At 36.9% G+C, this 22,697-nt stretch carries 20 protein-coding genes; 4 read left to right on the top strand and 16 right to left on the bottom strand.

All coding sequences use genetic code 11. The features are described 5' to 3' along the window. Positions 1 to 2: 2 nt before the first annotated feature. Positions 3 to 587, bottom strand: a complete 585-nt coding sequence (ruvA, locus tag AP75_RS06555; RefSeq protein ID WP_031501552.1) for a Holliday junction branch migration protein RuvA — start codon at positions 585 to 587, stop codon at positions 3 to 5. A 394-nt stretch (positions 588 to 981) separates the two neighbouring features. On the opposite strand from ruvA, the gene AP75_RS06550 reads away from it, so the two are divergent. After that, positions 982 to 2,265, top strand: coding sequence for a DUF389 domain-containing protein (locus AP75_RS06550; RefSeq protein WP_088263931.1), 1,284 nt, complete (start codon positions 982 to 984; stop codon positions 2,263 to 2,265). A 9-nt stretch (positions 2,266 to 2,274) separates the two neighbouring features. Here the strand turns inward: AP75_RS06550 and AP75_RS06545 are convergent, their stop codons facing one another. The 9 genes from AP75_RS06545 to AP75_RS06500 form a co-directional block, all read right to left on the bottom strand. Then, positions 2,275 to 2,571: a LytR/AlgR family response regulator transcription factor gene (locus AP75_RS06545; protein WP_031501551.1), complete on the bottom strand. Its 297-nt coding sequence runs from the start codon at positions 2,569 to 2,571 to the stop codon at positions 2,275 to 2,277. 461 nt (positions 2,572 to 3,032) lie between these two features. Continuing rightward, positions 3,033 to 3,371 (bottom strand): CRISPR-associated endonuclease Cas2, encoded by a 339-nt coding sequence (gene cas2 / locus AP75_RS06540; RefSeq protein WP_031502888.1) that lies wholly within the window; start codon positions 3,369 to 3,371, stop codon positions 3,033 to 3,035. A 25-nt stretch (positions 3,372 to 3,396) separates the two neighbouring features. Continuing rightward, a complete protein-coding gene (gene cas1 / locus AP75_RS06535) occupies positions 3,397 to 4,290 on the bottom strand; it encodes a type II CRISPR-associated endonuclease Cas1 (RefSeq protein ID WP_031502886.1) in 894 nt (297 codons plus the stop codon). A 1-nt stretch (position 4,291) separates the two neighbouring features. Further along, complete coding sequence (cas9, locus tag AP75_RS06530) at positions 4,292 to 8,101, bottom strand: type II CRISPR RNA-guided endonuclease Cas9 (RefSeq protein WP_088263929.1); 3,810 nt, start codon at positions 8,099 to 8,101, stop codon at positions 4,292 to 4,294. 421 nt (positions 8,102 to 8,522) lie between these two features. Continuing rightward, positions 8,523 to 8,960 (bottom strand): DUF6078 family protein, encoded by a 438-nt coding sequence (locus tag AP75_RS06520; protein WP_031502872.1) that lies wholly within the window; start codon positions 8,958 to 8,960, stop codon positions 8,523 to 8,525. A gap of 201 nt (positions 8,961 to 9,161) precedes the next feature. Further along, positions 9,162 to 11,453, bottom strand: coding sequence for an NADP-dependent malic enzyme (locus AP75_RS06515; RefSeq protein ID WP_088263927.1), 2,292 nt, complete (start codon positions 11,451 to 11,453; stop codon positions 9,162 to 9,164). A 61-nt stretch (positions 11,454 to 11,514) separates the two neighbouring features. Continuing rightward, positions 11,515 to 12,375, bottom strand: coding sequence for a BadF/BadG/BcrA/BcrD ATPase family protein (locus tag AP75_RS06510; protein WP_088263925.1), 861 nt, complete (start codon positions 12,373 to 12,375; stop codon positions 11,515 to 11,517). 191 nt (positions 12,376 to 12,566) lie between these two features. Beyond that, positions 12,567 to 12,809 carry a NifU family protein gene (locus AP75_RS06505; RefSeq protein WP_031503262.1) on the bottom strand — a complete coding sequence of 81 codons (243 nt, stop codon included), beginning with the start codon at positions 12,807 to 12,809 and terminating at the stop codon, positions 12,567 to 12,569. Positions 12,810 to 12,833: 24 nt separating this feature from the next. Then, positions 12,834 to 13,937 (bottom strand): Mrp/NBP35 family ATP-binding protein, encoded by a 1,104-nt coding sequence (locus AP75_RS06500; RefSeq protein ID WP_031503260.1) that lies wholly within the window; start codon positions 13,935 to 13,937, stop codon positions 12,834 to 12,836. 395 nt (positions 13,938 to 14,332) lie between these two features. Between AP75_RS06500 and AP75_RS14650 the strand changes: the two genes are divergently transcribed. Continuing rightward, positions 14,333 to 14,488: an aquaporin gene (locus AP75_RS14650; RefSeq protein ID WP_242589775.1), complete on the top strand. Its 156-nt coding sequence runs from the start codon at positions 14,333 to 14,335 to the stop codon at positions 14,486 to 14,488. Between the two features lie 75 nt (positions 14,489 to 14,563). On the opposite strand, the gene brnQ is transcribed toward AP75_RS14650, so the two are convergent. From brnQ to AP75_RS06475, 5 genes are all read right to left on the bottom strand, one after another. Continuing rightward, the gene (brnQ, locus tag AP75_RS06495; RefSeq protein WP_031503258.1) at positions 14,564 to 15,880 is read right to left on the bottom strand and encodes a branched-chain amino acid transport system II carrier protein; all 1,317 of its coding nucleotides are present in this window, start codon (positions 15,878 to 15,880) and stop codon (positions 14,564 to 14,566) included. Positions 15,881 to 15,924: 44 nt separating this feature from the next. Continuing rightward, positions 15,925 to 17,175, bottom strand: a complete 1,251-nt coding sequence (locus AP75_RS06490) for a dicarboxylate/amino acid:cation symporter (protein ID WP_088264024.1) — start codon at positions 17,173 to 17,175, stop codon at positions 15,925 to 15,927. Positions 17,176 to 17,525: 350 nt separating this feature from the next. Beyond that, the gene (locus AP75_RS06485; RefSeq protein WP_031503256.1) at positions 17,526 to 17,945 is read right to left on the bottom strand and encodes an SH3 domain-containing protein; all 420 of its coding nucleotides are present in this window, start codon (positions 17,943 to 17,945) and stop codon (positions 17,526 to 17,528) included. Positions 17,946 to 17,951: 6 nt separating this feature from the next. Next, positions 17,952 to 18,431 carry a BON domain-containing protein gene (locus AP75_RS06480; protein ID WP_088263923.1) on the bottom strand — a complete coding sequence of 160 codons (480 nt, stop codon included), beginning with the start codon at positions 18,429 to 18,431 and terminating at the stop codon, positions 17,952 to 17,954. A gap of 151 nt (positions 18,432 to 18,582) precedes the next feature. Next, positions 18,583 to 19,212: an alpha-ketoglutarate-dependent dioxygenase AlkB family protein gene (locus tag AP75_RS06475; RefSeq protein ID WP_088264022.1), complete on the bottom strand. Its 630-nt coding sequence runs from the start codon at positions 19,210 to 19,212 to the stop codon at positions 18,583 to 18,585. Between the two features lie 64 nt (positions 19,213 to 19,276). Between AP75_RS06475 and AP75_RS06470 the strand changes: the two genes are divergently transcribed. Next, positions 19,277 to 21,133 carry a CocE/NonD family hydrolase gene (locus AP75_RS06470; RefSeq protein ID WP_031503252.1) on the top strand — a complete coding sequence of 619 codons (1,857 nt, stop codon included), beginning with the start codon at positions 19,277 to 19,279 and terminating at the stop codon, positions 21,131 to 21,133. Between the two features lie 173 nt (positions 21,134 to 21,306). Here the strand turns inward: AP75_RS06470 and speB are convergent, their stop codons facing one another. After that, a complete protein-coding gene (gene speB, locus AP75_RS06465) occupies positions 21,307 to 22,158 on the bottom strand; it encodes an agmatinase (protein WP_088263921.1) in 852 nt (283 codons plus the stop codon). A 110-nt stretch (positions 22,159 to 22,268) separates the two neighbouring features. Here speB and AP75_RS06460 point away from each other — a divergent pair, with 110 nt between their 5' ends. Further along, positions 22,269 to 22,694 carry a PH domain-containing protein gene (locus tag AP75_RS06460; RefSeq protein ID WP_242589774.1) on the top strand — a complete coding sequence of 142 codons (426 nt, stop codon included), beginning with the start codon at positions 22,269 to 22,271 and terminating at the stop codon, positions 22,692 to 22,694. Positions 22,695 to 22,697 lie beyond the last annotated feature (3 nt).

Below are 22,697 nucleotides of genomic sequence, written 5' to 3'. Positions count from 1 at the left end.
TGTTAAATATTTTTTAAAATTTGCTTCACTAAATCTTCTACGGTAAGCTCCGGATTTTGCTTAAGGACTCGGTCTGCAATTTTCTCGCTCATCTTTTTGGCAATTCCCAAAACCTCTAATGCAGATAACGCTTCTTCCTTCACTTTATTATTCACTGCCGCGGAAATATTTTCCTCAGAGTTCTTGAATTTTTGGACTTTATCCCGTAAATCAACAATGATTCTCTCGGCGGTTTTCGTACCAATTCCTTTCACCTTTTGCAGCAACGCACTGTTGTTCGAAAGGATGGCCGAAGCAATCTCCTCAAGGCTCAAAGAAGAGAGCATTATGATGGCAGAAACCGGACCTACTCCGTTAACACTTATTAACAGATTAAACATTTCTTTTTCCAAAATAGTGTTAAAACCGAAGAGCAAATGCGCATCTTCACGGATAATTTGTTGGATATTGAGGAAAGCAGGTTGCCCTAAATGAAGTTTTTCGGAGGTTTGAAGACTGATACCCACATAGTAACCAACGCCTTGTACGTCGATGATTACGGAGGTTGGATTGAGTTCCTGAATGTTTCCTTTTAAAGAATAAATCATGAGTTATTTTTGAAAAACCCAAATATAGGTTTTTTAAAATTTAATCTTTGATCATTTGTTTGTAAGCAAAAAATAACTTTTTTTTAGAGCTTTTCGATGCCAGCCGATGATGATGTTTGTGAATATTTTTTAACTACTAATCCATAATCTGCATAAATTTTATGGCAAATTGCATATAGCAAATTCCCTTTTGCTAAGCCACTCAATTTTAAGTGCACTACAATTCCTGCGTAGCATTATTATTCATCTTCAAAATCCGTTCTTTTAAAATAATAAGCATTGAATTGGATGCTGGGCTTTATAAAAGAAAACAAAGCATATAACCGCGAGTTTTATCTGTCATTACATTGTTTTTATCGTGGTTATTTTTATCTTAGTCGCAAAGAATAAATTCATGAGTGTATTTTATAACCTGTTTAGCTTAAACAAAGGAGCAGAGGACAAGGAAAAAGTAAGGGAAGATATTGTGGCAAATATCTCATTTCGAGGGGCAAACCTGTGGATTTTGGCTTGTGCTATTTTAATTGCTTCTATTGGTCTTAATATGAATTCTACCGCGGTGATTATTGGGGCGATGCTAATTTCACCACTGATGGGGCCTATCGTAGGTTCCGGTTTTGCGCTTGCAACGTATGATTTTAATTTTCTGAAAAGATCCGTGAAAAATCTACTGATTGCTACCTTGGTTGGACTCATTGTATCGAGTTTATATTTTTTTCTAAGTCCGTTCAAAGATGCGCAGTCTGAAATTTTATCCCGTACCTCGCCCACTATTTACGATGTTCTAATCGCATTTTTTGGTGGTATTGTAGGTGCGGTTTCCATCACAAGAATTGAAAAAGGAAATCCTATCCCGGGAGTGGCTATCGCTACCGCACTGATGCCACCTCTGTGTACCGCAGGATTTGGAATTGCCCATTTCAACATGAAATTTGTAGCAGGCGCGCTCTATCTTTACAGCATTAATTGTTTTTTTATCGGGATTTCTACTTTTTTGGTGATTAAATATCTTAAATATCCCGCCGTGAAAACTGAAAACACGGGTTTTGATAAAAAAGTGCGGGTGATTATTTCGGTATTAATGTTACTGATGATTATTCCGAGTTCCTATTTGGCTTACAGCTTATTACAAGAAAAAAAATTTATCCAAAATGCTGAAAAATTCATCCAAGATCAATTTACGAAGAACGGCTATACTGTGATTTACAAAAACATCAACTATAAAACCAATCCCAAACAAATGGAGTTGGCTTTTCTTTCGAAAAAATTTGATAGTTTAGAAATAAAAAAATTAAACAAAGAGCTCAACGCTTATGGACTTTCCGACACGGAACTGATTATTAAAGCAAACAATTCCGATTTGAAAAAGGAAATTTTATCGGAAATTAATAAATCCAGCAATCAGGTTTCAGATAAAGACATCCAAATTCAGAATTTACTGGGTGAGATCGACACTTACCAGATCGGAAATAAATCGTTGGACGAAGAAATTAAAATCATTTTTCCAGATATCGACGCAATTTCATTTGGCACCGTTACCGATTATTCCAAAAATGATTCCCTTAAGAAAGGAAATATTATCCTTTACCAAGCCGAAAAATCCATAGATGAAGCAAAGTTGAAAGCTTGGCTTGAAAGAAAATTCGGATCAAAAGACCTCACCATAATCAAAAAATAAAATCGGCTTTTACTTAAAACGATCAATAAACTCCGTTAAAAAAGCTTTGTATTTTTCGCTCACAGGAATTCGTTCGTTGGCGACCACTATGCTGTTTTTGCCTACACTTTGCAGGTGATTCAGCGAGATGATGTGCGAGTTATGAACCCTAATGAAATTCTCTAAATTTATTTTCTCCATGATTGATTTCATGGTTTGGTGTACGATGAGTTTTCTGGTGACGGTATAAATGATGATATAATCTTTCATGGCATTAATCCTGATAATTTCATCGAGGTTGAGCTTGATATCTTCGTGATTGATCACAGCTGAAATTATTTTTGTCGTCTTTCTTGATGGCTTGTGAATTGCTTTGGCTCAGCCTGGCTTTGTCCTGCGTTTTTCGCCGAATCCTTAGGATTTCAAAAATTATTATCTTCGTGACACGACACAACCTCAAACTGAAAAACCTCCTGATATGGAGGTTTTTAACGGGGTTTTCAGAATTTCAAAAGCTTTAAATTTCCATTTTAGAATTCTATAGATTTATCCTTTTTTATTTCGTGATTGCTTTGGCTCAGCCATAACTTTCCCAATCCATTTCGCCGAATCCTGCGGATTTCAAAAATTATTATCTTCGTGACACGACGCAACCTCAAATTGAAAAACCTCCTAGCACAGGAGGTTTTTGAGGTTTTTCCAGCATTTAAAATTCCGCTTTCTATCGTTCTGTTTTGGTTTAAACGCAGCTCTTTTTCTATACTGATGGAGTCTTTTAATTACAGATGCTAAAAAAGCTCTAATTGCTGATAAGTTGGTGGAGGTTCTTCTTTGTTTCGGGCAAAAAAGATTTCAATATCGCCAAATTGTTTATCGGTAATGCACATAATAGCTACTTTTCCCGCCTTGGGCAGGATGGATTTCACCCTCTTGATATGAACTTCTGCATTTTCTCTACTTGGGCAATGCCTCATATACATGGAAAACTGAAACAATGCAAAACCATCATCCAGCAGTCTTTTTCTGAAAAGATTAGCGGCTTTCATATTGGCTTTGGTTTCGGTCGGTAAATCGTATAAAACTAAAACCCACATAATTCGGTAGGCATTAAACCTTTCGGCATTCATATTTTTTTAGATGTATTTCTTCTCATTATAAAAATTCAGGATAAGAAACCTGTCGTTTTTCTCCCGTGTAACATTTGTAAAGCGATGACGTGGTCATTTTTACAGCAACCAGCAACGGTCTTGTTTTATCATCAATACACACATCTTTGGTTGCAATCTGGAGAATATGTGCTTTAAATTCTTTCGTCAGTTCTTCGGTATCCGGATGAATTTTCAGCCACTGCATAACGAGTAAATCAACAAACGGACGATAAGGTTCCATTAAATCATCGGCAAGACAGTAAGGATTGTATTTGTTTTTATGAAAAATACCTAGCACTGGCAACAATCCTGTTTCTACAATGGCTCTTGCTACAATGCTTCTTAAGACAGCGTATCCAAAATTAAAAAACTGATTGGGTGAATCTCCAAACCGTTGTCTCAGAAAATCAAGACTGATGAGATATTTCCAATAATGCTGCGCCGCAATGCCTTCCATATTCGTAATGTCGCCGGATTTTACATTTCTCTGATATTCAATCATTGGTTCGTAATAATTGCCTAACCTCAACAATACTTCTTTTTGATTTTCAATCTTACATTCTACAGTCTGTTTCCACAATTGCTTTTTCAAAGGCTCGCTGGCTTCCAATTGATCTTTCACCCTATCCGAATGCTCCGTATGACCATACAAAGGCAACATAATCCCATGGTGCAAATGATGTGCGTCGCAACTTACTATCACTACATTGTTTCCCATCATCTTCTGTATTAGATTATGCGAAATTGTAATCTGAAAATGATCCAACATCAGCAATCCTAAATCTTCGACAGGAATACTTCCTTTTTCTACCTTGGTCTCAGGGCAAAGTATTTTCATCTGCTCATCTTTCAACTTGAGATAAGCGGGATTGCCGATGTAGATGGAGCGGGTGATCATTTTAAAACTCGCCTAATTTTATAATTTCACCCAAATGATTCAACCTAACCTTAATTGGATTCATTCCTATTAGAGCACCCACACTTTTAAATCTAAAATATCTTTTTGAATCTTTCGCTGTTGGAATACTTTTCAATTCCGAATTTTTAGTTTCTAAATGATGTCTAAACCAATAGTCATTATTTGAAATACTCCAAACTAAATACAAATGTTTACTTAAAGTTGATTTATCATTATTCCTAATAGCATCATTAAATTCATCGTTAGTTAAACCAAGAATAAACATTTCATTTTGTTGCATACTGAATTCTAAGGTTAAACCATCTTCAGGTAACAAACATAAAAATGATTGAGACAGCTTTTGTTCAGAAATATTATTCCATAAATCTGTAGTATCTTTAATTATAACCGGCAATTTGTTTCTCTTTCTTTCCACAGCGTTCCAAAATGTGCACGAATGTTGAATTTGTTTACCTTCATTGTTTCTATAAATTGCAATATGATGATTGTTTCCCTGTACAACAAAGCCAATATCTTTTCCATTTTCGTCTTTTTTAATTGGCTGTAATGAATTAGCATCCGGACGAGCAAACAATCTAACAGTCTTAATAGGAATCTGCTTTTTCTCATTAAACCATAAAACATCTTTAAAAGCCTCTTTTTCTTTGTTACCAAACTGTTTTAGTCGCTCTTTTACTAACTCTTTAACTTTTTCATCTACAATATCGTCTATCTGTTTTGAAGAAAGTGACAGTAAATCATATTTCTTAACCGTTACATCTTTATAGCAGGAAGCTTTTTCTAAAACTACTTCTTTGCTTTCATCTAAAAAAATTGGATCTTTCTTAATTGTAGACAAAGCTTTTTTTACATCATTGTCGTTTTGAATTAATCTTTCCTTGATTAATTTCTTTATCTTTTGATGAACAATTTTCTCAGGGTTTTCGAATAAATATTTAATAGGTTTGTTTAAATCCTCAACTTTAATTTTACCATAAACAGAATCTTCATGCAAAGCTCCTCTTGGTACAATTACACCTTTATCTTTATTAATTCCTTTTGCTTTAAACTTTGATGTAGTAGCAACTTTCTTACCTGCTTTAAATGATATCAAAATTTTATCTGCTTCTTTTTCTACTTCGGAAGTCGTAAATGGTTTTTTAGTAATAAAATATTTATCAAGAAGTGTCAGCTTTTCGCTATATTGAGTTTTTGCATCTTCAACTTCTTTCAGCATTTCATTTCTAACATCACTTGCATTTAATGTATTTATTCTTTGGATATATCCTTGCTGGGTACAAGCAATAACCAACGCATCTACAGCATGATGTCTATGATCATCTCGTTTAGTCCAATTGATAATCTCTTCTTTTTTATGTTTTCTTTTTCCATGTTCGCTAGTCCATTCTTTCATTTCAGTTTGTCCTAGTTCTCGATATTTCGGCATCTGAAGATTCATCAAAACATCATCCCATCCCCAAACTTTTCTTAATCTCGCAGTTACTGTACCTTCTGTAACAGTTACATTGTGACAAATCCCTTCTAGAATTTGTTTTGATTTACTCGCGATATATTGAGATTCTCTTAATTGTCTATCGATGAAGCTTTCCCAAAGTTTCTTATCTGCTTCTGTTTCCTTTTTCAATTTTTTACGTTCTTGATATTCAATAAAAGAAACTTTCAGACGTTGCATCTTTCCATAAGACAATACTCCCCTTGCAAACCAATCATCAACTCTCTGAAGGTATTCATTTAGTTTAACCTCGCCTTTTTGGGCGATGTAATCATAAGCTGTTTTATCTAATTTATTAGAGTTACAATGACGATGAACCAAGACTTTATTGGTTTGAGAATCATCAAACAATAATGCCTTTGGCACAATATGATCGATATCAAAATTATCTCCCCTTAAAGCTTCAGTTAAATTGAAAGTTTCCCCACAATAAATACATTGATTTACAACGTCTGCTTCTTTCCACTTTTTATCTTTTGTAGGAAATATGAATTTATATTTTTGAATATACTTTTTTGTTGCAGGTAAGCCCATGGCTTCTAATCGAGAACCTATTAAATCATTTTGTTTTTTATTATTGATATTAGATTTATCGGCAGCATCACGCTCATCTTTACTTTGTTTTAGCTCTCTGGCAAGTTCTAATCTTATTTCGTGAGGTTTTCCGTGAGCATCAATAATTGCATTAACAACATTAATCATCTGATTGATGATTTTCTCAACGATTGGTTGGCGAAGGCTATTCTTAGATAATAATTCTAGCCTAGGTTTAATCTCTCTTTCCAAGTTCTCTTGTTTAGTTAAACTGTTAGAATGATTATAACCAGCCAAACTACAAGACTGTGAATAATCAAATCCATCCATTAGGTAAGGAAGTATTTTACGAATTGCTTTGGTTGATTTATTACCAAAGGCTTGTTTATTAAAATCTATTCTGGAAAGTTTATCCGCAATTTCTTCATCAAAAGAAAACCTACTCATTAAAGCACTTTTACATTCATCCAAATCCTTTATTGAATATATGGTATGCCATAATTGATATAAAGGTTCTTTTTCGAAAGATGATGCAATAACCAATCTATTACGTTGCTTTAAAATTTCGCCTGTTTTTTTATCGACTAAAATAGCTTCTTCATTAGATTCAATTACTGACGTATTAAATCTTAACAGATCGTTTTCTCCTATTATTTTATAGATTTCTTGATAAGTAATATTCCCCTGTATTCCTTTTAAGATTTGTTTATTAGCATAAACATCATCTTTTTTAAGATCGAGAATTTTGATTAATTCATTAAAAGAAAGATGTGCATTTACTGCAAGATAGTCTGCAATCTGTTTTTTTTCTTCTATTGTTGGGAATCTGTCTCCCCATTTATATTTAGTGCCTTCGGGATTTTTAACTTTTAGAGATATATTATTTACCGTTTCCCAGATTTTACATAATTGGAAAATAGGAGAAGATTTAGGAGCGACTTTCGGTCCTACAAAAACTACTTTTTCTTTATTAGTTGTTTTATTTTTTGTTACCTTATCAAAACCTTCAAATTCACATACGCTTACTAATCCTTTCTGAGATTTTAATTTTCTTTGGTAATATATAATTTCATTTTTTAATCTGTCAATTACTTCGTCTGTCAAAAATGAATGATATTCTTTTTGAGTATTAATAATTGTCTCAAATTCTTCGATATAAGCTTCTCTTGGGTAAACTTGTTCCTTAACTCTGTAATAAGAATTATTTGAAAATGCAGTTGAAAGTTCTTTATAAAAATGCTGTCCAATAGTTTCATTAGCATCTTTAAGCCGTGCATACCTACTCTTAACTTCTGCTACATACTCCGTATCTTTTTTATCAGCATTAGCCTCACTTCTCGCAGATTTATACCCTCTTTTTTGATTGAGCATATATAGAATCCTCCCTAATTGTTTAGCATCGATAGGTTCGGAAGTTGCATCACTACGCAATTTCCATAAATCCAGCATTGGAAGATTAAATAATTCTTTATCAGGATATATATTGAATTTTTCTAATTCTTTTTTTAGGCTATATTTAAAATTATCACTTTTCTTAAGCTGCTTTCTGTCATAACCTTTTCTTTGAGTCCTAGATTTTGTCCTATCCTGATTTTTAGTAATTGATTGTCCTTTTTCAAATTGTGTTCGATCATCAGTAGAAAGTGGAATTATACGAGACCCCATTCCGATTATGCGAATAGGTTTAAATGTAAATTCATCAACTTCTATTAGTGCCCATCCAACAGATGATACTCCCAAGTCTAATCCTAAAATTCTCTTCATATTTGTATTATAATAGTTTCCTAAATTAATAAATTTATTTAGAAATAATTATAAAAAATACGATTGGATTAGAATTTTTTTATATATTTGATACAATAATTTTAAAAGCAATTCACAATAAGGATTATTCCGTTGTGAAAACATTTAGCGCCTCGACTATCTTCGGGGCATTTTTTTGTCTAAATATTTCATGAGACCAATAAATAGCAAAAAAAACCCACTCCCACAGAGAAAAAACATCTTTTCCTTAACCACTCCTCTGTTCCACTGTACAGTTGATTTTGGGCTAAAAATTGGGACAGTTGTTCCATACCTATGAAACAGCAGTTGCATGCGTTTGAAACTGGCGTTCCACCGGCATGAAATTTTTGTCGCTTCAGTACGTTTTTTTTTGGGATTATCGATATCGAAAACGAAAAGGTTAGAATCCTTTTCTTTCATCGTCGTACACCAATTCATCGAGCATACCAAGGTTCTCGAAGAGTTCGTGTACTTTTTGTTGTTCGTCAGGATTCAGCCATTTATCTTTGCGCATGAATCTGTAATAAGTGCTTCTTCCGAATAGGTTGATCATCCCTGTTCTAATTGCCTGAACTTTGCGAAGCGGCAATTCCTCCATTATACCATTCAATCCGGCAACAAAAACCTTTAAAGTTTGGGAATAATACTGATTACAATCGGTAAGATCCTGCTTGAGGAGATAAGCCGGATTCAAAACAGAAAAATATTGCATATCGTCTGGCGCAGTTAAAAATGCCTGATAACGCAAACAGGAAGAATTGATCGGACATTGCGACAGCATACAATATTGAAATTGATCCGGTAACCTAAATGATGTATTTTCCGCAAATTTTTCCATGATGTGCTATGCTTTACAATATTATTGAAAAACAACCATTTACTCAAAATTTTTCATGAAAAATAATCACTCCAATCCATCACATTTAGCCATTTCATTTTTTATTAGAGAAGTACCGGTGGATTTGCTTTAACAACAAGTTATAAAAAAACAACTGCAAATCCAGGAAATGCAGTTGTTTAATATGATCGTTGTGAACAATTACTTATTGGCAGCCTCTCTTTTTTGGGCATCCAGCACGGCGATGGTAGCAAGGTTCACGATTTCGTCCACACTTGCGCGCATCTGAAGCACGTGAACCGGTTGTTTCAGTCCCATTAAAATTGGTCCTACTACTTGTGCAACCTTCATACCTCGGATGATTTTGTAGGAAAGATTGGCACTTTCAAGGTTCGGGAATACAAATACATTTGCCGGAGTGGTACCGAGTTTAGAGAATGGATAGTCGGAAAGGAGATCCGCATCCATCGCAAAATCGGGTTGTATTTCACCATCGACAATCATTTTCGGATATTTTTCATGAAGAATAGAAACCGCTTTCGCTACTTTCTTGGAAGTTTCGGAAATCGCTGCGAAGTTTTCAAAGGAAAGCATCGCAATTCTCGGCTCTATGGCAAAAGATTTCACCACCATTTCCGACATTTTAGCAATATTCACCAAATCTTCAGAAGTCGGGTTCTGAATGATAGAAGCATCTGCGAAGAAAATCGGTTTTTTCTCGGTAAGAATCATCATCATCGATGATACTTTGTCCACGCCTTTTTCTTTCTCAATCACTTCAAGAACCGGTCTCAAAGTAGAGGAATAGTTTTTCGAGAATCCTACGATCAGTGCATCAGTGTCGCCGTTTTTCAGCATTAATGGACCAAAATAATCTCTTTGGCGAACAAATCTCTTGGCTTTGTACTCGTTCATTCCTTTTCGCTGACGAAGTTTCCACAAAGATTCGCGGTAGATTTTTCTGTTTTCTTCCTGGTCATCATCAGCAGGATCAACAATCTGAACATCGATTTCGATGCCGAATTTTTTCATTTGTTCCTGGATGTATTTTTTATCTCCGAGCAAAATCGGTTGCGCAATTCCTTCCTCATAAAGAATTTGCGCAGCTTTCAAAACATTGTATTCTTCGGCATTTCCGAGGGTAACTCTTTTCGGGTTCGATCTAGCGCGGTTCTGCATCATTCGGATGAGTTTTTCGTCGCGGCCCATCCTGTCGAGCAATGCATTTTCGTAATCTTCGAAATTCTCAATAGGTTTTCCGGCAATTCCACTTTCCATTGCAGCTTTTGCTACCGCCATAGAAACCTTGGTTATCAATCGGTTATCGAAAGGTTTAGGGATAAAATATTCTCTTCCAAAACTTAAATTCTTTAAATTATAAGCTAAAATCACCGCTTCCGGAACAGGTTCTTTGGCAAGGTTTGCAATTGCATGAACAGCAGCGAGTTTCATGGCTTCGTTAATTCCCGTTGCCTGCACATCAAGCGCACCACGGAAAATGTATGGGAATCCCAAAACATTGTTCACCTGGTTAGGATAGTCGCTTCGTCCGGTCGCCATGATGGTGTCTTTTCGGGTTTCCATGGCGAGGTTGTATTCGATTTCCGGATCAGGATTTGCCAATCCAAACACAATAGGATTCTCGGCCATTGAAAGCAGCATTTCCGGAGTCATCACATTTCCTTTGGACAATCCGATGAACACGTCTGCACCTTTTAAGGCATCTTCCAAAGTTTCAGTATCGGTTTGCGCAATGAAATCGAGTTTTTCCGGGGTTAAATTCTCTCTTTTGTGGTTGATGACACCTTTGGAATCGCACATGAGGATGTTTTCTTTCTTCAATCCCAGTTCTACATAAAGTTTGGTACAGGCAATCGCGGCCGCACCGGCGCCATTCACCACGATTTTCACCTCATCAATTTTCTTGTTGGCAATTTCCAAAGCATTGATTAAAGCTGCTGCAGAAATAATAGCAGTTCCGTGCTGATCATCGTGCATCAAAGGAATATTGAGTTCTTCTTTGAGTTTTTGCTCGATGTAAAAAGCTTCAGGCGCTTTGATATCTTCTAGGTTAATGCCCCCGAATGTCGGCGCAATTCCTTTCACAATCTGAATAAATTTATCGGGATCTTTTTCGTCGATTTCTATATCGAATACGTTGATATCCGCAAATATTTTAAATAAAAGCCCTTTACCTTCCATCACGGGTTTCGATGCTTCCGCACCGATGTCACCTAATCCCAGTACCGCAGTACCATTGGAAATTACCGCTACCAAGTTTCCTTTTCCGGTATAATCGTAAACAGTTTTCGGGTTTTTTTCGATTTCAAGACACGGTATCGCCACTCCCGGGGAATACGCCAGAGACAAATCTCTCTGTGAAGAATGGGGTTTGGAAGGGATGACTTCAATTTTTCCCTTCGGCTCGCTTTTGTGGTAGTCGAGTGCTGCCTGGTTGAAGTTTTTTTCGTCTCGGTTGTTTTTGCTTGACATAATAATTACGGTTTTTTGCAAAGTGCAAGTGTTTGGTTGATCGGGCCACTTCGAGCACGATTTATTCTAAATTGAGGAGGTATTTCTTATGGTATTCTACCAAACTTTCGATGGGTTTCTGTACTACTTTACCTATTTTAAGGTTGAGTTCTGCGGCGGCGGCTCTTAAAATATCTTCATAAATATAAGCGATATAGCCAATGAAATTGATTTCTACTTCGCCCGCTTCCGGATAAGGCAATACCTGATAATCAAGGAAATTCTTCATCTCGTCGAACACCATGTTCTGAAAATACGGATGCTTCTTTCTTTCTGCTACAAATTTATTGAACTCGCCCAAATACGCATTCGCTCTTGGGTTGTGGTACATGCTCCGGATGGCCTCTTCGATGGTTAAATGATAGGTTTCAATGAAATCCGCTTCGAGATCTTTAGGTAATTTTTTCATAAAGAATCTTCGTAGCAGCTGTTTTCCCAAGGCGCTTCCACTGCCTTCGTCACCGATAAGGAATCCCAAAGACGGCAAATCGGTCCGGATTTTATTTCCGTCGAAATAGCAGGAATTGGATCCGGTTCCGAGGATACAGATGATGGCCGGAGTTCCGTTGTAGGCGGCGTACGCCGCTGCGGTCATATCTTCTTTTACCGAAATATCGCCGGCAGGAAAAGTTTTGAGAAATTCATCAGCCACTTTTTTGCTATTATCGGGAGTTCCGCAGCCGGATCCATAAAAAAACACCTTTTCGATGTGGCTTTTGAGAGAGAAGAGTTCCTGATTATTATCGATTTCCTGCATGATGAAATCAGGATTGATGATGTTTGGATTGAACCCCAAAGTGGTAGTTCTGAGTTTCAAATTTCCGGAATTTTCCAGAATGACCCAGTCACATTTCGTGGATCCGCCGTCGATAATGGCAATCATACGTTTTACAGTTTAATCTGCTAAAATATTAATTTAATTTTAAACCCTTTCTGAAAGAAGCATTTATTTTATGCATATCAGGATGGATGGGCGTGAGAAATTGCTCACTTTACCCCTTCGGTGGAAAAACATTGAACTAAAAAAACGGGCTTTTGCCCGTTAATTTATTATAGCATGAAGGAATTTAGATATTATTCCACACTGATCACCTCTGTAATTTCGGGGGCAAATTGCTTGATGGTGTTTTCAACGCCTAATTTCATGGTTGAAAAACTCATCGGACATCCGTTGCAGTTTCCCTGCAGTTTCACATAAACCTTGTGGTCTTTGATATCAACCAATTCGATATCGCCACCATCTTTATTGAGAAACGGTCGGATGCTTTCCAGAGCATCGAGTACTTTTGTTACGATTTGTTCCTGTGTGATTTCCATGTTGAGCATGATCCTTCTTTATTTTTATTTTTTAGGTGAACAACCTGCCATGGTTGTGATTTTAACAGCTTCAGTTGGCGGAAGGTTTTTGTTTCTTTCCACCAGACTTTCAATCATGTTTTGGGCGGTTTTGGTATAGATTTCAGCAATCTTAGAACCCTCCTGCAATGATGCCGGTCTTCCCACATCTCCCGCTTCTCTGATGCTTTGGATTAATGGAATTTCGCCCAATACCGGAATTCCTAAATCATCTGCAAGGTATTGTGCGCCTTGGTTTCCGAAGATGTAATATTTGTTATCCGGCAATTCTTCCGGAGTGAAATACGCCATATTTTCAATCAATCCTAAAACAGGAATGTTGATGCTTTCCATTTGGAACATTGCGATTCCTTTTCTTACATCGGCAAGCGCAATATGCTGCGGAGTACTTACAATCACCGCGCCGGTTACAGGAACTTCCTGAATGATGGACAAATGAATATCGCCAGTTCCCGGTGGTAAATCAATTAAAAGAAAATCAAGTTCGCCCCAATCCGCATCACGGATCATTTGGTTTAATGCTTTGCTGGCCATTGGTCCTCTCCACACCACCGCTTGATTGGCTCCTGAGAAATATCCGATAGAAAGCATTTTCACGCCGTAATTTTCAATCGGTTTCATCAGGTTTCTTCCGTCCACTTCCACCGAAATTGGTTTTGCTCCTTCAGTATCAAACATGGTTGGAACAGATGGTCCGTAGATATCGGCATCCAAAATTCCAACTTTAAAGCCCATTTTGGACAATGTTACCGCAAGATTCGCTGCTACGGTAGATTTACCAACGCCACCCTTACCGGAAGCTACTGCGATAATATTCTGGATTCCCGGAATTTGTTTTCCTTTGATTAAATTTTGCTGTACTTCGGAAGGTTCCGGAGAAGCAATTTTCAGTTTCAGCACTACATCTTCTCCAAATTCAGAGGCGAATGCCTGCTTCATTGCTGCTTCGAGTTTCTTTTTCTCGTGCATTGCCGGAGAATGCGCGGTCATATCAATATACACATCGTTTCCCATCACCTGGAAATTGTGCACCAAATCATCTACTTCTATTTCTTTCAGAAATGCCTGAACTTTATCTTTCGTCAACATTATTGTATGTAATAAATTAGATTACAAATTTACGATATTTTAATTATTTAGAATAAGTAAAAGTAATGATAATTGTTGGTTGACGATTGATGCACCCTTTCTCTTCTATTAGATTTTTCTATCATTCCTTTATTATTTAAAAATCTTAATTGATAAAAATCATTTTGTTAATTTTTAAACAAAAATCCACTTTTATGATGAAAATATTGACAATTTTACATTTAAATTCAATTAAAATATAAAACATTGAGAATTCTTTTAATAACAATCACCTAAAAATTTAAACATGAATGTAAGTTTCACCAAAAATATCAATGGCGGTTTTGCAGGATTGGCGATTGGTTTGTCCTTTGTCCTCATTCATGTTGTTACGATTAAATTGAACGCTCGTTTTAGTGAATCCGACAAGAAGCATCGGACCGGCAGTTTTTGCTGGTGGCGAAGTCCTTTCTCAGCTTTGGTTATTTTTGGTCGCTCCGGTTTTAGGAGGTGCGGCGGCAGCTATCGTTCATGGATTTTTAATTGAAAATCCCAAAAGTTTCAGCGCGTAAGATCACCTAAAAGCATAAAAAAAAATTCCAGCCCATCAAAAAAGCAGGAATTTTTTATTGATATAATTCAATTCATTAATCAACAACTTTCGCTTCCTGATGGGATTTTCGTCCACTGTTGAACGCTGCAGCGATAAAGAAAGCCGCAAATGATGGTAAAAGCCATTCTAACTGATGTTCCGAAAGAGGTAACCAACTTTTTAAAGCTTGAATTGGTTCTACTAAAACACCAAAATTCTCAAGAACAGAAAGCAAAGCAACGAATCCTGCCGTAGCAACCGCAGCGACATAAGGCGTTCTGGAAAAGATGATTTTCCCGAACAATAAAACGGTAAGAATCAGCGCGAAAGTAATTGGATATACGAAGCCAAGGATTACCACCGCATATTCGATAATTTCATCAACGCTTTTAACCGAAAAATAGCCAGAAACCAAGCAGGTAAGGATCACTCCGGCTTTGTAGCCCAATTTTCCTTTCGTTAATTCCTGAAGAAAACTTCCCATCGCGGAGGTAAGCGCAATTGCGGTCGTCAAACATGCCATCGCTACCGCAACAGAGATTACCAAGGTTCCGTTTTTGCCCATTAAATTTTGTGAAATATTCAGAAGCAATTGTGTACGCGAAACCTTTTCGGAGAATCCGTAACCGGAATGCGCCCCTAGATAAATTAAACCACCATAAATAAAAAGCAAAGCTGCCATCGAAATAAGTCCGGCCGCAATGGTAATTTTAAAACGGTCTCTCGCGTTGGTATATCCTTTGTCAATCGCTGCAGAAATAATAATTCCGGCAAAAATAACCGACGCCAGAACATCTAAAGTCTGATACCCTTCATGAAACGCAAAAATAAAAGATTCTTGGGCGGTAACTCCTGTATTTTCTGTAGCTGCCGTAGGATTCAACAAACCGACTGTCACCAAAATCCCCAAACTGAGAATAAGAAAAGGCGTGAGAAAATTCCCAATGATATCAACGATTTTGGATTGGGTTATCGATAAAGCCAACACGATTCCGAAGAAAATTAAAGAAAAAAGAATATTGTTAAACTCCGGAAAAAGGGGTTTGATGCCGATTTCATAAGTTGTAGCTCCCGTTCTCGGAATCGCCACCAACGGACCAATGCAAAGCATGATCAGCAATGCCAAAACAGTAACCACCGCAGGATTTACCTTTCGACCAAGATCGGTAAATGATGTTCCGAAAAGAACCACTGTGAGTACTCCTAAAAATGGAGAAACAATGCCTGTGGTAAAAAATCCGGCAATTGCGGTGAACCATTGATCTCCGGTTTTCAGTCCGATAAAAGGTGGGAGAATTAAATTTCCTGCACCAAAAAACATGGCAAAAAGCGCAAACCCTAATGTAATTGCAGTACTTATCTTATTTTTCATATCATTTAAACTTCAACAGCATTCAGCAGCTTAGACCATTTTTTTTATAAATTGCCACCATGATCTTCGAGCTGTCCTTCCCATTTGGAAACAGATGAGGTAGCCAAGGCATTTCCAAGGACATTGGTCATACTTCTTCCCATATCACAGAAATGGTCAATCGGTAAAATTAGTGCAATACCTTCCGGCGGAATGCCAAACATGGTACAAGTGGCCACGATAATCACCAAACTGGCTCTTGGAACTCCCGCAATTCCTTTGGAAGTAAGCATCAATACCAGAAGCATGGTGATTTGTTGCCCTACAGTCATTTCAATACCATAAATCTGAGCGATAAAGATAGAAGCGAAGGTCATGTACATCATACTTCCGTCGAGATTGAAGGAATATCCTAAAGGCAAAATGAAAGAAACAATTCTATTGTTGCAGCCGAATCTTTCGAGCTCTTCAACCAGTTTCGGGAATACAGCCTCCGAACTTGTAGTGGAAAACGCAATCAATAAAGGTTCTTTGATTCTCCTTAACAATTCAAAAAGTCGATTTCCTAAGATAAAATAACCTACTAAAAGTAAAATCAACCATAAAACTGCCAATGCAAAAAAGAAATCGCGGAGGTAAATGGCATAAACTCTAAAAATTTCGAAACCATTAGTCGCCACCACAGCCGCAATAGCTCCTAAAACGCCGAACGGTGCAAACCACATGATGTAACCTACCATTTTCAGAATTGCGTGCGCGCAAATGTCGAATGCTTTGATGATGGGTTTCACATACTCTTCATCCATATTGGCTAAAGCGACTCCAAACATTATCGAAAATACTACAATTTGTAACACTTCGTTGGTGGCAAATGCTTCAAACAAACTCTTTGGAATAACGTGTTTTACAAAATCGTCCATCGAGAAACCTTTGCTTGATTTTAGGAGTTCATCTGCTGAAGAAACATCTTGTATCGGAAGTTTGGTAACGTGCCCCGGTTCTAACCAGTTCACCAAAACCAATCCGATAAAAAGCGAAACCAGTGACGCGGTAATAAACCACAGCATCGCCTTGGTTCCTACCCTTCCGATCATTTTTATATCACTCATTTTCGCAATTCCAACCACCAAAGTAGTGAAAACCAACGGGGCGATAATCATCTGAACCAACCGGATAAATATCGTTCCCAGTAGTTTGATATTTTTGGAAAATCCTTCCACATCTTCAGGATATTGGGTGTGAACAATGCCGCCCATAATGACCCCTAAAATAAGCGCAATAATGATGGCAAAGAAGAGTTTGTTTTGACCTTTCATAGTTTTTATATTGTATTTATAAATGAAACCGTGTGAAACAATACGGTTTCCAATTAATTTTTTCAAAGATTTACAAATATATGTTTTTTTGTTTTTTGTGCATGAAGAGGTAAATCTGGCTATAATTTCGGCAGATTTATTGGTAAAGAACAACAAATTATGGATTATCACACTGATTTTCATAATCTTAAATCTCACTAAAACCACGATTAATTCTTATTAAAAAAAATGAAAAACCACAAAAGGCGATTAGAATTTTCACGGAAATATTTATTCAGTCGAATGTTTCACTTAAAAGCATAAAAAAACCCCCGAATATTTCGGAGGTTATTATTTGAAAGGATGTTGAATTAAGCTCGCAAATATCTTGCATAGGCATAACCTTCTTCTCCGTCAGCAGTTTTAATTTTCCACCAATCGTCAGAAGTTTGTTCTACCAAAGTCACGGATTCTCCTTTTGCTGCTTTTCCTACGACTGCAGCATCAGTAGAAGGTTCCTGTCTGATGTTAAGATTAGAATCTTCAGTAGCTACGGTTAATGCCGCACCTGCAGCCAAACCAACTACTTGAACATCCACATTGATATCGGAAGCTGAATAAGTAGAATCGATTGCTCCAAGAGCGTTCCAAACTGCATCTTTCGCTGCTGTAGAACCTGCGTTTCCTGAAACATAAAGGATTCCATCTTGCTCAGTTACCTGAAGATTAGAAACTCCTGCCGATTGAGCTGCGGAGATTACTCCTGCGTATTTATCTTGTAATGCACTCATAATTAATTATTTAACAGTGTAATTGTAATTTACTTTTCCAACTTTCAAAGCGTCTACCGACATTTTGATCTTTCTTGCTTGCTCCGGAGAAACATTTCCGGTAAGGGTAAGCTCTCCGTTTACCACTTCTACTTTTACGGAAGGGAAATCCTTCACCGCATCAGTCACTTTTTGCTGAACAGCAGGATCCACTGCAGAAACAGTTTCTACCACAACCGGCGCTTCGATGGTGGACATATCCATAACATCTTTCACTCCCGGAATTGCCTTCAAGGAAGCAATCATCGCGTCTTTAGAAGCTTGATCTTTGAAAGTTCCGCTCAAGTGAGCTGTTCCGTCTTTCACTTCCACAGAAGCAGTTGGGTTAGAAGACACTACCGTAGTAGCTTGGGTTTGTAGTTCAGCGTCGGTAACTTTCTTTTTACAAGAAATCGAACCGAATGACACGGCAAGCGCCAAAGCTGCCATTGCTAATGTTTTTTTCATAGTTGAATTTATTTAATGTTATAAAATATTATACTACCAAATTTAAACAATAAAAAGGATGCCGAAACATTAAATTATGATAAATTTTTCTTAATTTTTTCACTTTTGTAATGAAAAGCAGAAGTGTTTAACCATTAAAAAAGCTTTATAATTACTGATTTTCAATGTTTTCCTCTTTTACAATCGTCCGGAAAGTTAGATTAATTCTTGGCGTAAAAACTTTTTTGGTTGGTGGTAGTCTGTGCAGCCAAAAACTTTGGGTTTGGTCTTTCATCACCAGCAAACTTCCATGCTCGAGCAAGAGATCTACCTTTTCTTTGGTGAATTTATGTTTGAAAGAAAATTTCCTTTCCGCCCCGAAACTCAGCGAAGCAATCGCTCCGTTTCTTTTCAAATCTTTTTCGCCATCACTGTGATACGCCATGCCTTCGTCTCCGCTATGATAAAGATTCAGCAAGCAGGAATTGAATTTCTCACCGGTTTTTTCTTCCGCTAAAGCTTTCAATTTTAGCAATTCGGGAGTCCACGGAATGGCTTTTTTGGTGGAATTGGAATAGGTGTATTCGTAATTATCGTCGCCGTACCAAGCTACTTTTCTTTTGGTTAGAATTTTCTTCCCAAAAATTACCGCTTCGTCATTTTTCCATTCAATATTCTCCAAAAGTTGAAGATAAAATGCATCAGCTTCTTCCTTCTCCAAAATTTTTCCATAATAATTCACCGTACCATCTTTCGGCAGTAAGTTTTCGTTCGCATCGGCAAGATTTCCAAATAAATCCATTCCTTCAATTTTTAAAACCCAAATTTCTTGATTTTTTGTATATATTCGTTTAAATTTAAAATTAATGAAAAAAAACCTTCCTTTCATCCTCCTGTTTTTTTGGGTATTCACGATTGCTCAGAAAGCGCCGAACAACGATTTTGTGAAAGAAAATTTCATCAAAAAAGAAGTGTATATTCCAATGCGTGATGGTGTGAAACTCTTTACCTCCATCTATCTTCCGAAAGACATTTCTAAAGCTAAAAAATATCCTTTCCTCATGCAGCGAACGTGCTACAGCGTTGCTCCCTACGGCGAAACTGAATACAAAAGTTCTTTAGGCCCGAACAAATATTTGATGAACGAAAAATATATATTCGTTTATCAGGATGTCCGTGGAAGATACATGAGCGATGGAACTTTTACCAACATGACGCCGCAGGTTGAAAGAAAAACCAAGAAGGATATCGATGAAAGCACTGACACCTACGACACGATTGAATGGTTACTAAAAAACATCACCAACAATAATGGCAAAGTAGGACAATACGGAACTTCCTATCCCGGATTTTATACCGCTGCAGGGATTTTGGCTGATCACCCCGCATTGGTAGCATCTTCGCCTCAAGCACCGATTTCCGATTTTTGGAATGATGATTTTCTTCACAACGGTAAATTTATGCTCGGCTATTTCCGCACCTTTCCTGTTTTCGGCGTACAAAAAACCAAAGCTGAAAAAGAAGGTTGGTATATGGATTCTTTCATAAAACCTAGTTCGGAAGACGGGCTGAAATTCTACCGTGAACTCGGAACTTTAAAGGACGGCTACGAAAAATATTACAAGAATAATTTCTTCATGACGGAGATTATGAACCATCCAAACTATGATGAATACTGGCAAAAAAGAAGTCTTCTTCCTCACTTAAAAAACGTAAACCATGCGGTAATGACCGTTGGCGGTTGGTACGACGCTGAAGATTTATTCGGACCATTAAATATTTACAAAACAATTGAAAAAACCAGTCCGAAAGCCAAAAACACCATCGTGATGGGACCATTTTCTCATGGCGCTTGGTCGAGAGAAACAGGAAAACATTTTCACAACGAAATTTACTTCGGCGATAGCATTGCAACTTATTATCAAAAAAATTTAGAAACAAAATTCTTTCATCATTATTTAAAAGAAAATTCCAAAACAGACGCGGGATTGCCGGAAGCGATGATGTACGACACCGGCAAAAAAGAATGGAAAGAATTCGCATTTTATCCACCAAAAGAAGCTAAGAAAGTCAATTTTTATCTTGCTGACGGAACTTTAAAAAATTCGCCATCATCAACAGCGACAGAATATTACAGTGATCCCAATAATCCTGTTTTGAGTTCGGACAATTTGAGAGATTTCAATGGATTTACTCCCAGAAATTACATGAGCGAAGACCAGCGTTTTGCGGTGGGAAGACCGGATGTTTTGACTTTCACAACAGAACCACTGACGGAAGATCTTACTTTCGGTGGTGAAATCATGGCAAAACTTAATATTGCTTCCACTTCTACTGATGCAGATTTTGCGGTAAAACTAATTGACGTTTATCCGGAAGATTTTGTTCCGAAAGAAAAGAAAGATGGGGTCATCTACGGCAACTACCACCAAATGGTAAGAAGCGAAATTATGCCCGCAAGATTCAGAAATTCGAAAGAAAAACCAGAACCACTGATGGCGAACGAAAAAACCGCTGTTAATTTCCAGCTACAAGATGTTTTGCATACCTTCAAAAAAGGACATCGAATTCAAATTCAAATTTCCAGCACGTGGTTTCCGCTTTTTACGGTGAATCCTCAGAAATTTTTGGCAAATCCGAACCTTGCAACAAAAGAAGATTATACAAAAGCATTCATCAAAATCTTCGGCGATAGTTCTATAGAAGCTGATGTCATTAAATAAATTCTCTTTACTAACATAAAAAATCTCCTTCAAAAAATTATTGAAGGAGATTTTTATTTGTTGTGACAACGACTCGAAATGAATTTTCAGAATCTTTTGTTACTTTTCATGTTACAAATAGAACGCATTAAGACTTGCAATTTTTAGATTAACTGAATTCCTAGCTCTTTTTACTACTTTGAAAGATGATAATACGCCAACATTTTATAATATAATTTTGCGGCAAGGAAAGCAGTTGGTTTCGGCATTGGAGAATCCATTAACTCAACGATATCAAACGCAACTACATTGCATTTTTCGAAAACTTTTTTAAGCAACTCCAACGTTGGATACCATTGCAAACCGCCCGGTTCCGGAGTTCCTGTGGAAGGAGCAATCGATGGATCGAAAGCATCCAAATCGATGGTAATGTACACATTTCCTGAAACTCTTTCTAAAACATCATCGATCCAAGTTGGATTAACTGCGATTTCATGTGCCCAAAAACAATTTCCATCTTGTACATATTGCATTTCCTCTATATCTCCAGAACGAATTCCGACTTGTACCAAATTATGTTTCTGACTCGCTTCAAAAACTGCACAAGCATGATTGGAAGTGGAACCATGGAAATCTGGACGAAGATCCGTATGCGCATCCAATTGCAAAACGGTTAAATTTTCATATTTTTCGCCTACCGCACGGATAGAACCAATCGAAACCGAATGTTCGCCACCAAAAAGCGTGAAAAGTTTCCCTTCCTGGTTCAGCAATTCTTTGGTTTTTTGGTAAACTGCTTCTGTCATGGCTTCAGGCGAAGAATTTTCAGATATTTCTCCGGCTAAATAAACACCTTCCAAATAAGGTTCTGTTCCTGTTTCAATGTCGTACAATTCCATATTTTCTGAAGCGTCAAGAAAAAGTTCCGGACCTTTGTCGGCTCCTTTTCCCCAGGTTGAAGTTCCGTCGTAAGGAACGGTAACGAGCATTACTTTTGAGTTTTCGAGCTTGGCATTTTCTTCGGGAATTCCGGCGTATGTTTTCATAGAAATGATAGATTTTTAATTTAAAATTTTGGATGTTCAAAGATAGTTATTTTCAGGAATGACTAAAACCAAAATTTCCATTCGTTATTACCCTCGAAATTCTTAACTTTATGCCACCAAAAAATAAAAAGATGAAGATGATTCCCGTAAAATATGGCTTAGAAATCCTTTTGGTGGTATATGGAGCATTCTTTTTCATGGTGTATCAATACTATTCCGAACCTAAGCCGGTGGCATTAATTATAATGGCTCTCTATTTTATTTTTGTTACCATTTGTATTTTTGGAAGCCGTTATTCCATTGATAATCATATTTTGAAAATAAATAATGGTTTTTTCGGAAGCACAAATATTGATATCCGCCAGATTAAAAAAATTGAAAAAACATGGAATGCAATAGCTTCACCGGCGCCTTCTCTTTTTGGGAGAGTAGAAATTTTTTATGGAAATAAAAGCATTGTAATTTCTCCAAAAAATTGGGAAGAATTTAAACAAAATCTATTGAGTATCAATCCATCAATTATAGTAAATTATTAATGA

It is taken from the genome of Kaistella haifensis DSM 19056, assembly GCF_000735695.2.
Classification (GTDB): Bacteria; Bacteroidota; Bacteroidia; order Flavobacteriales; family Weeksellaceae; genus Kaistella; species Kaistella haifensis.
The sequence above is the reverse complement of the archived record's forward strand: the minus strand, read 5'-3'. Positions and strand labels throughout refer to the sequence as shown.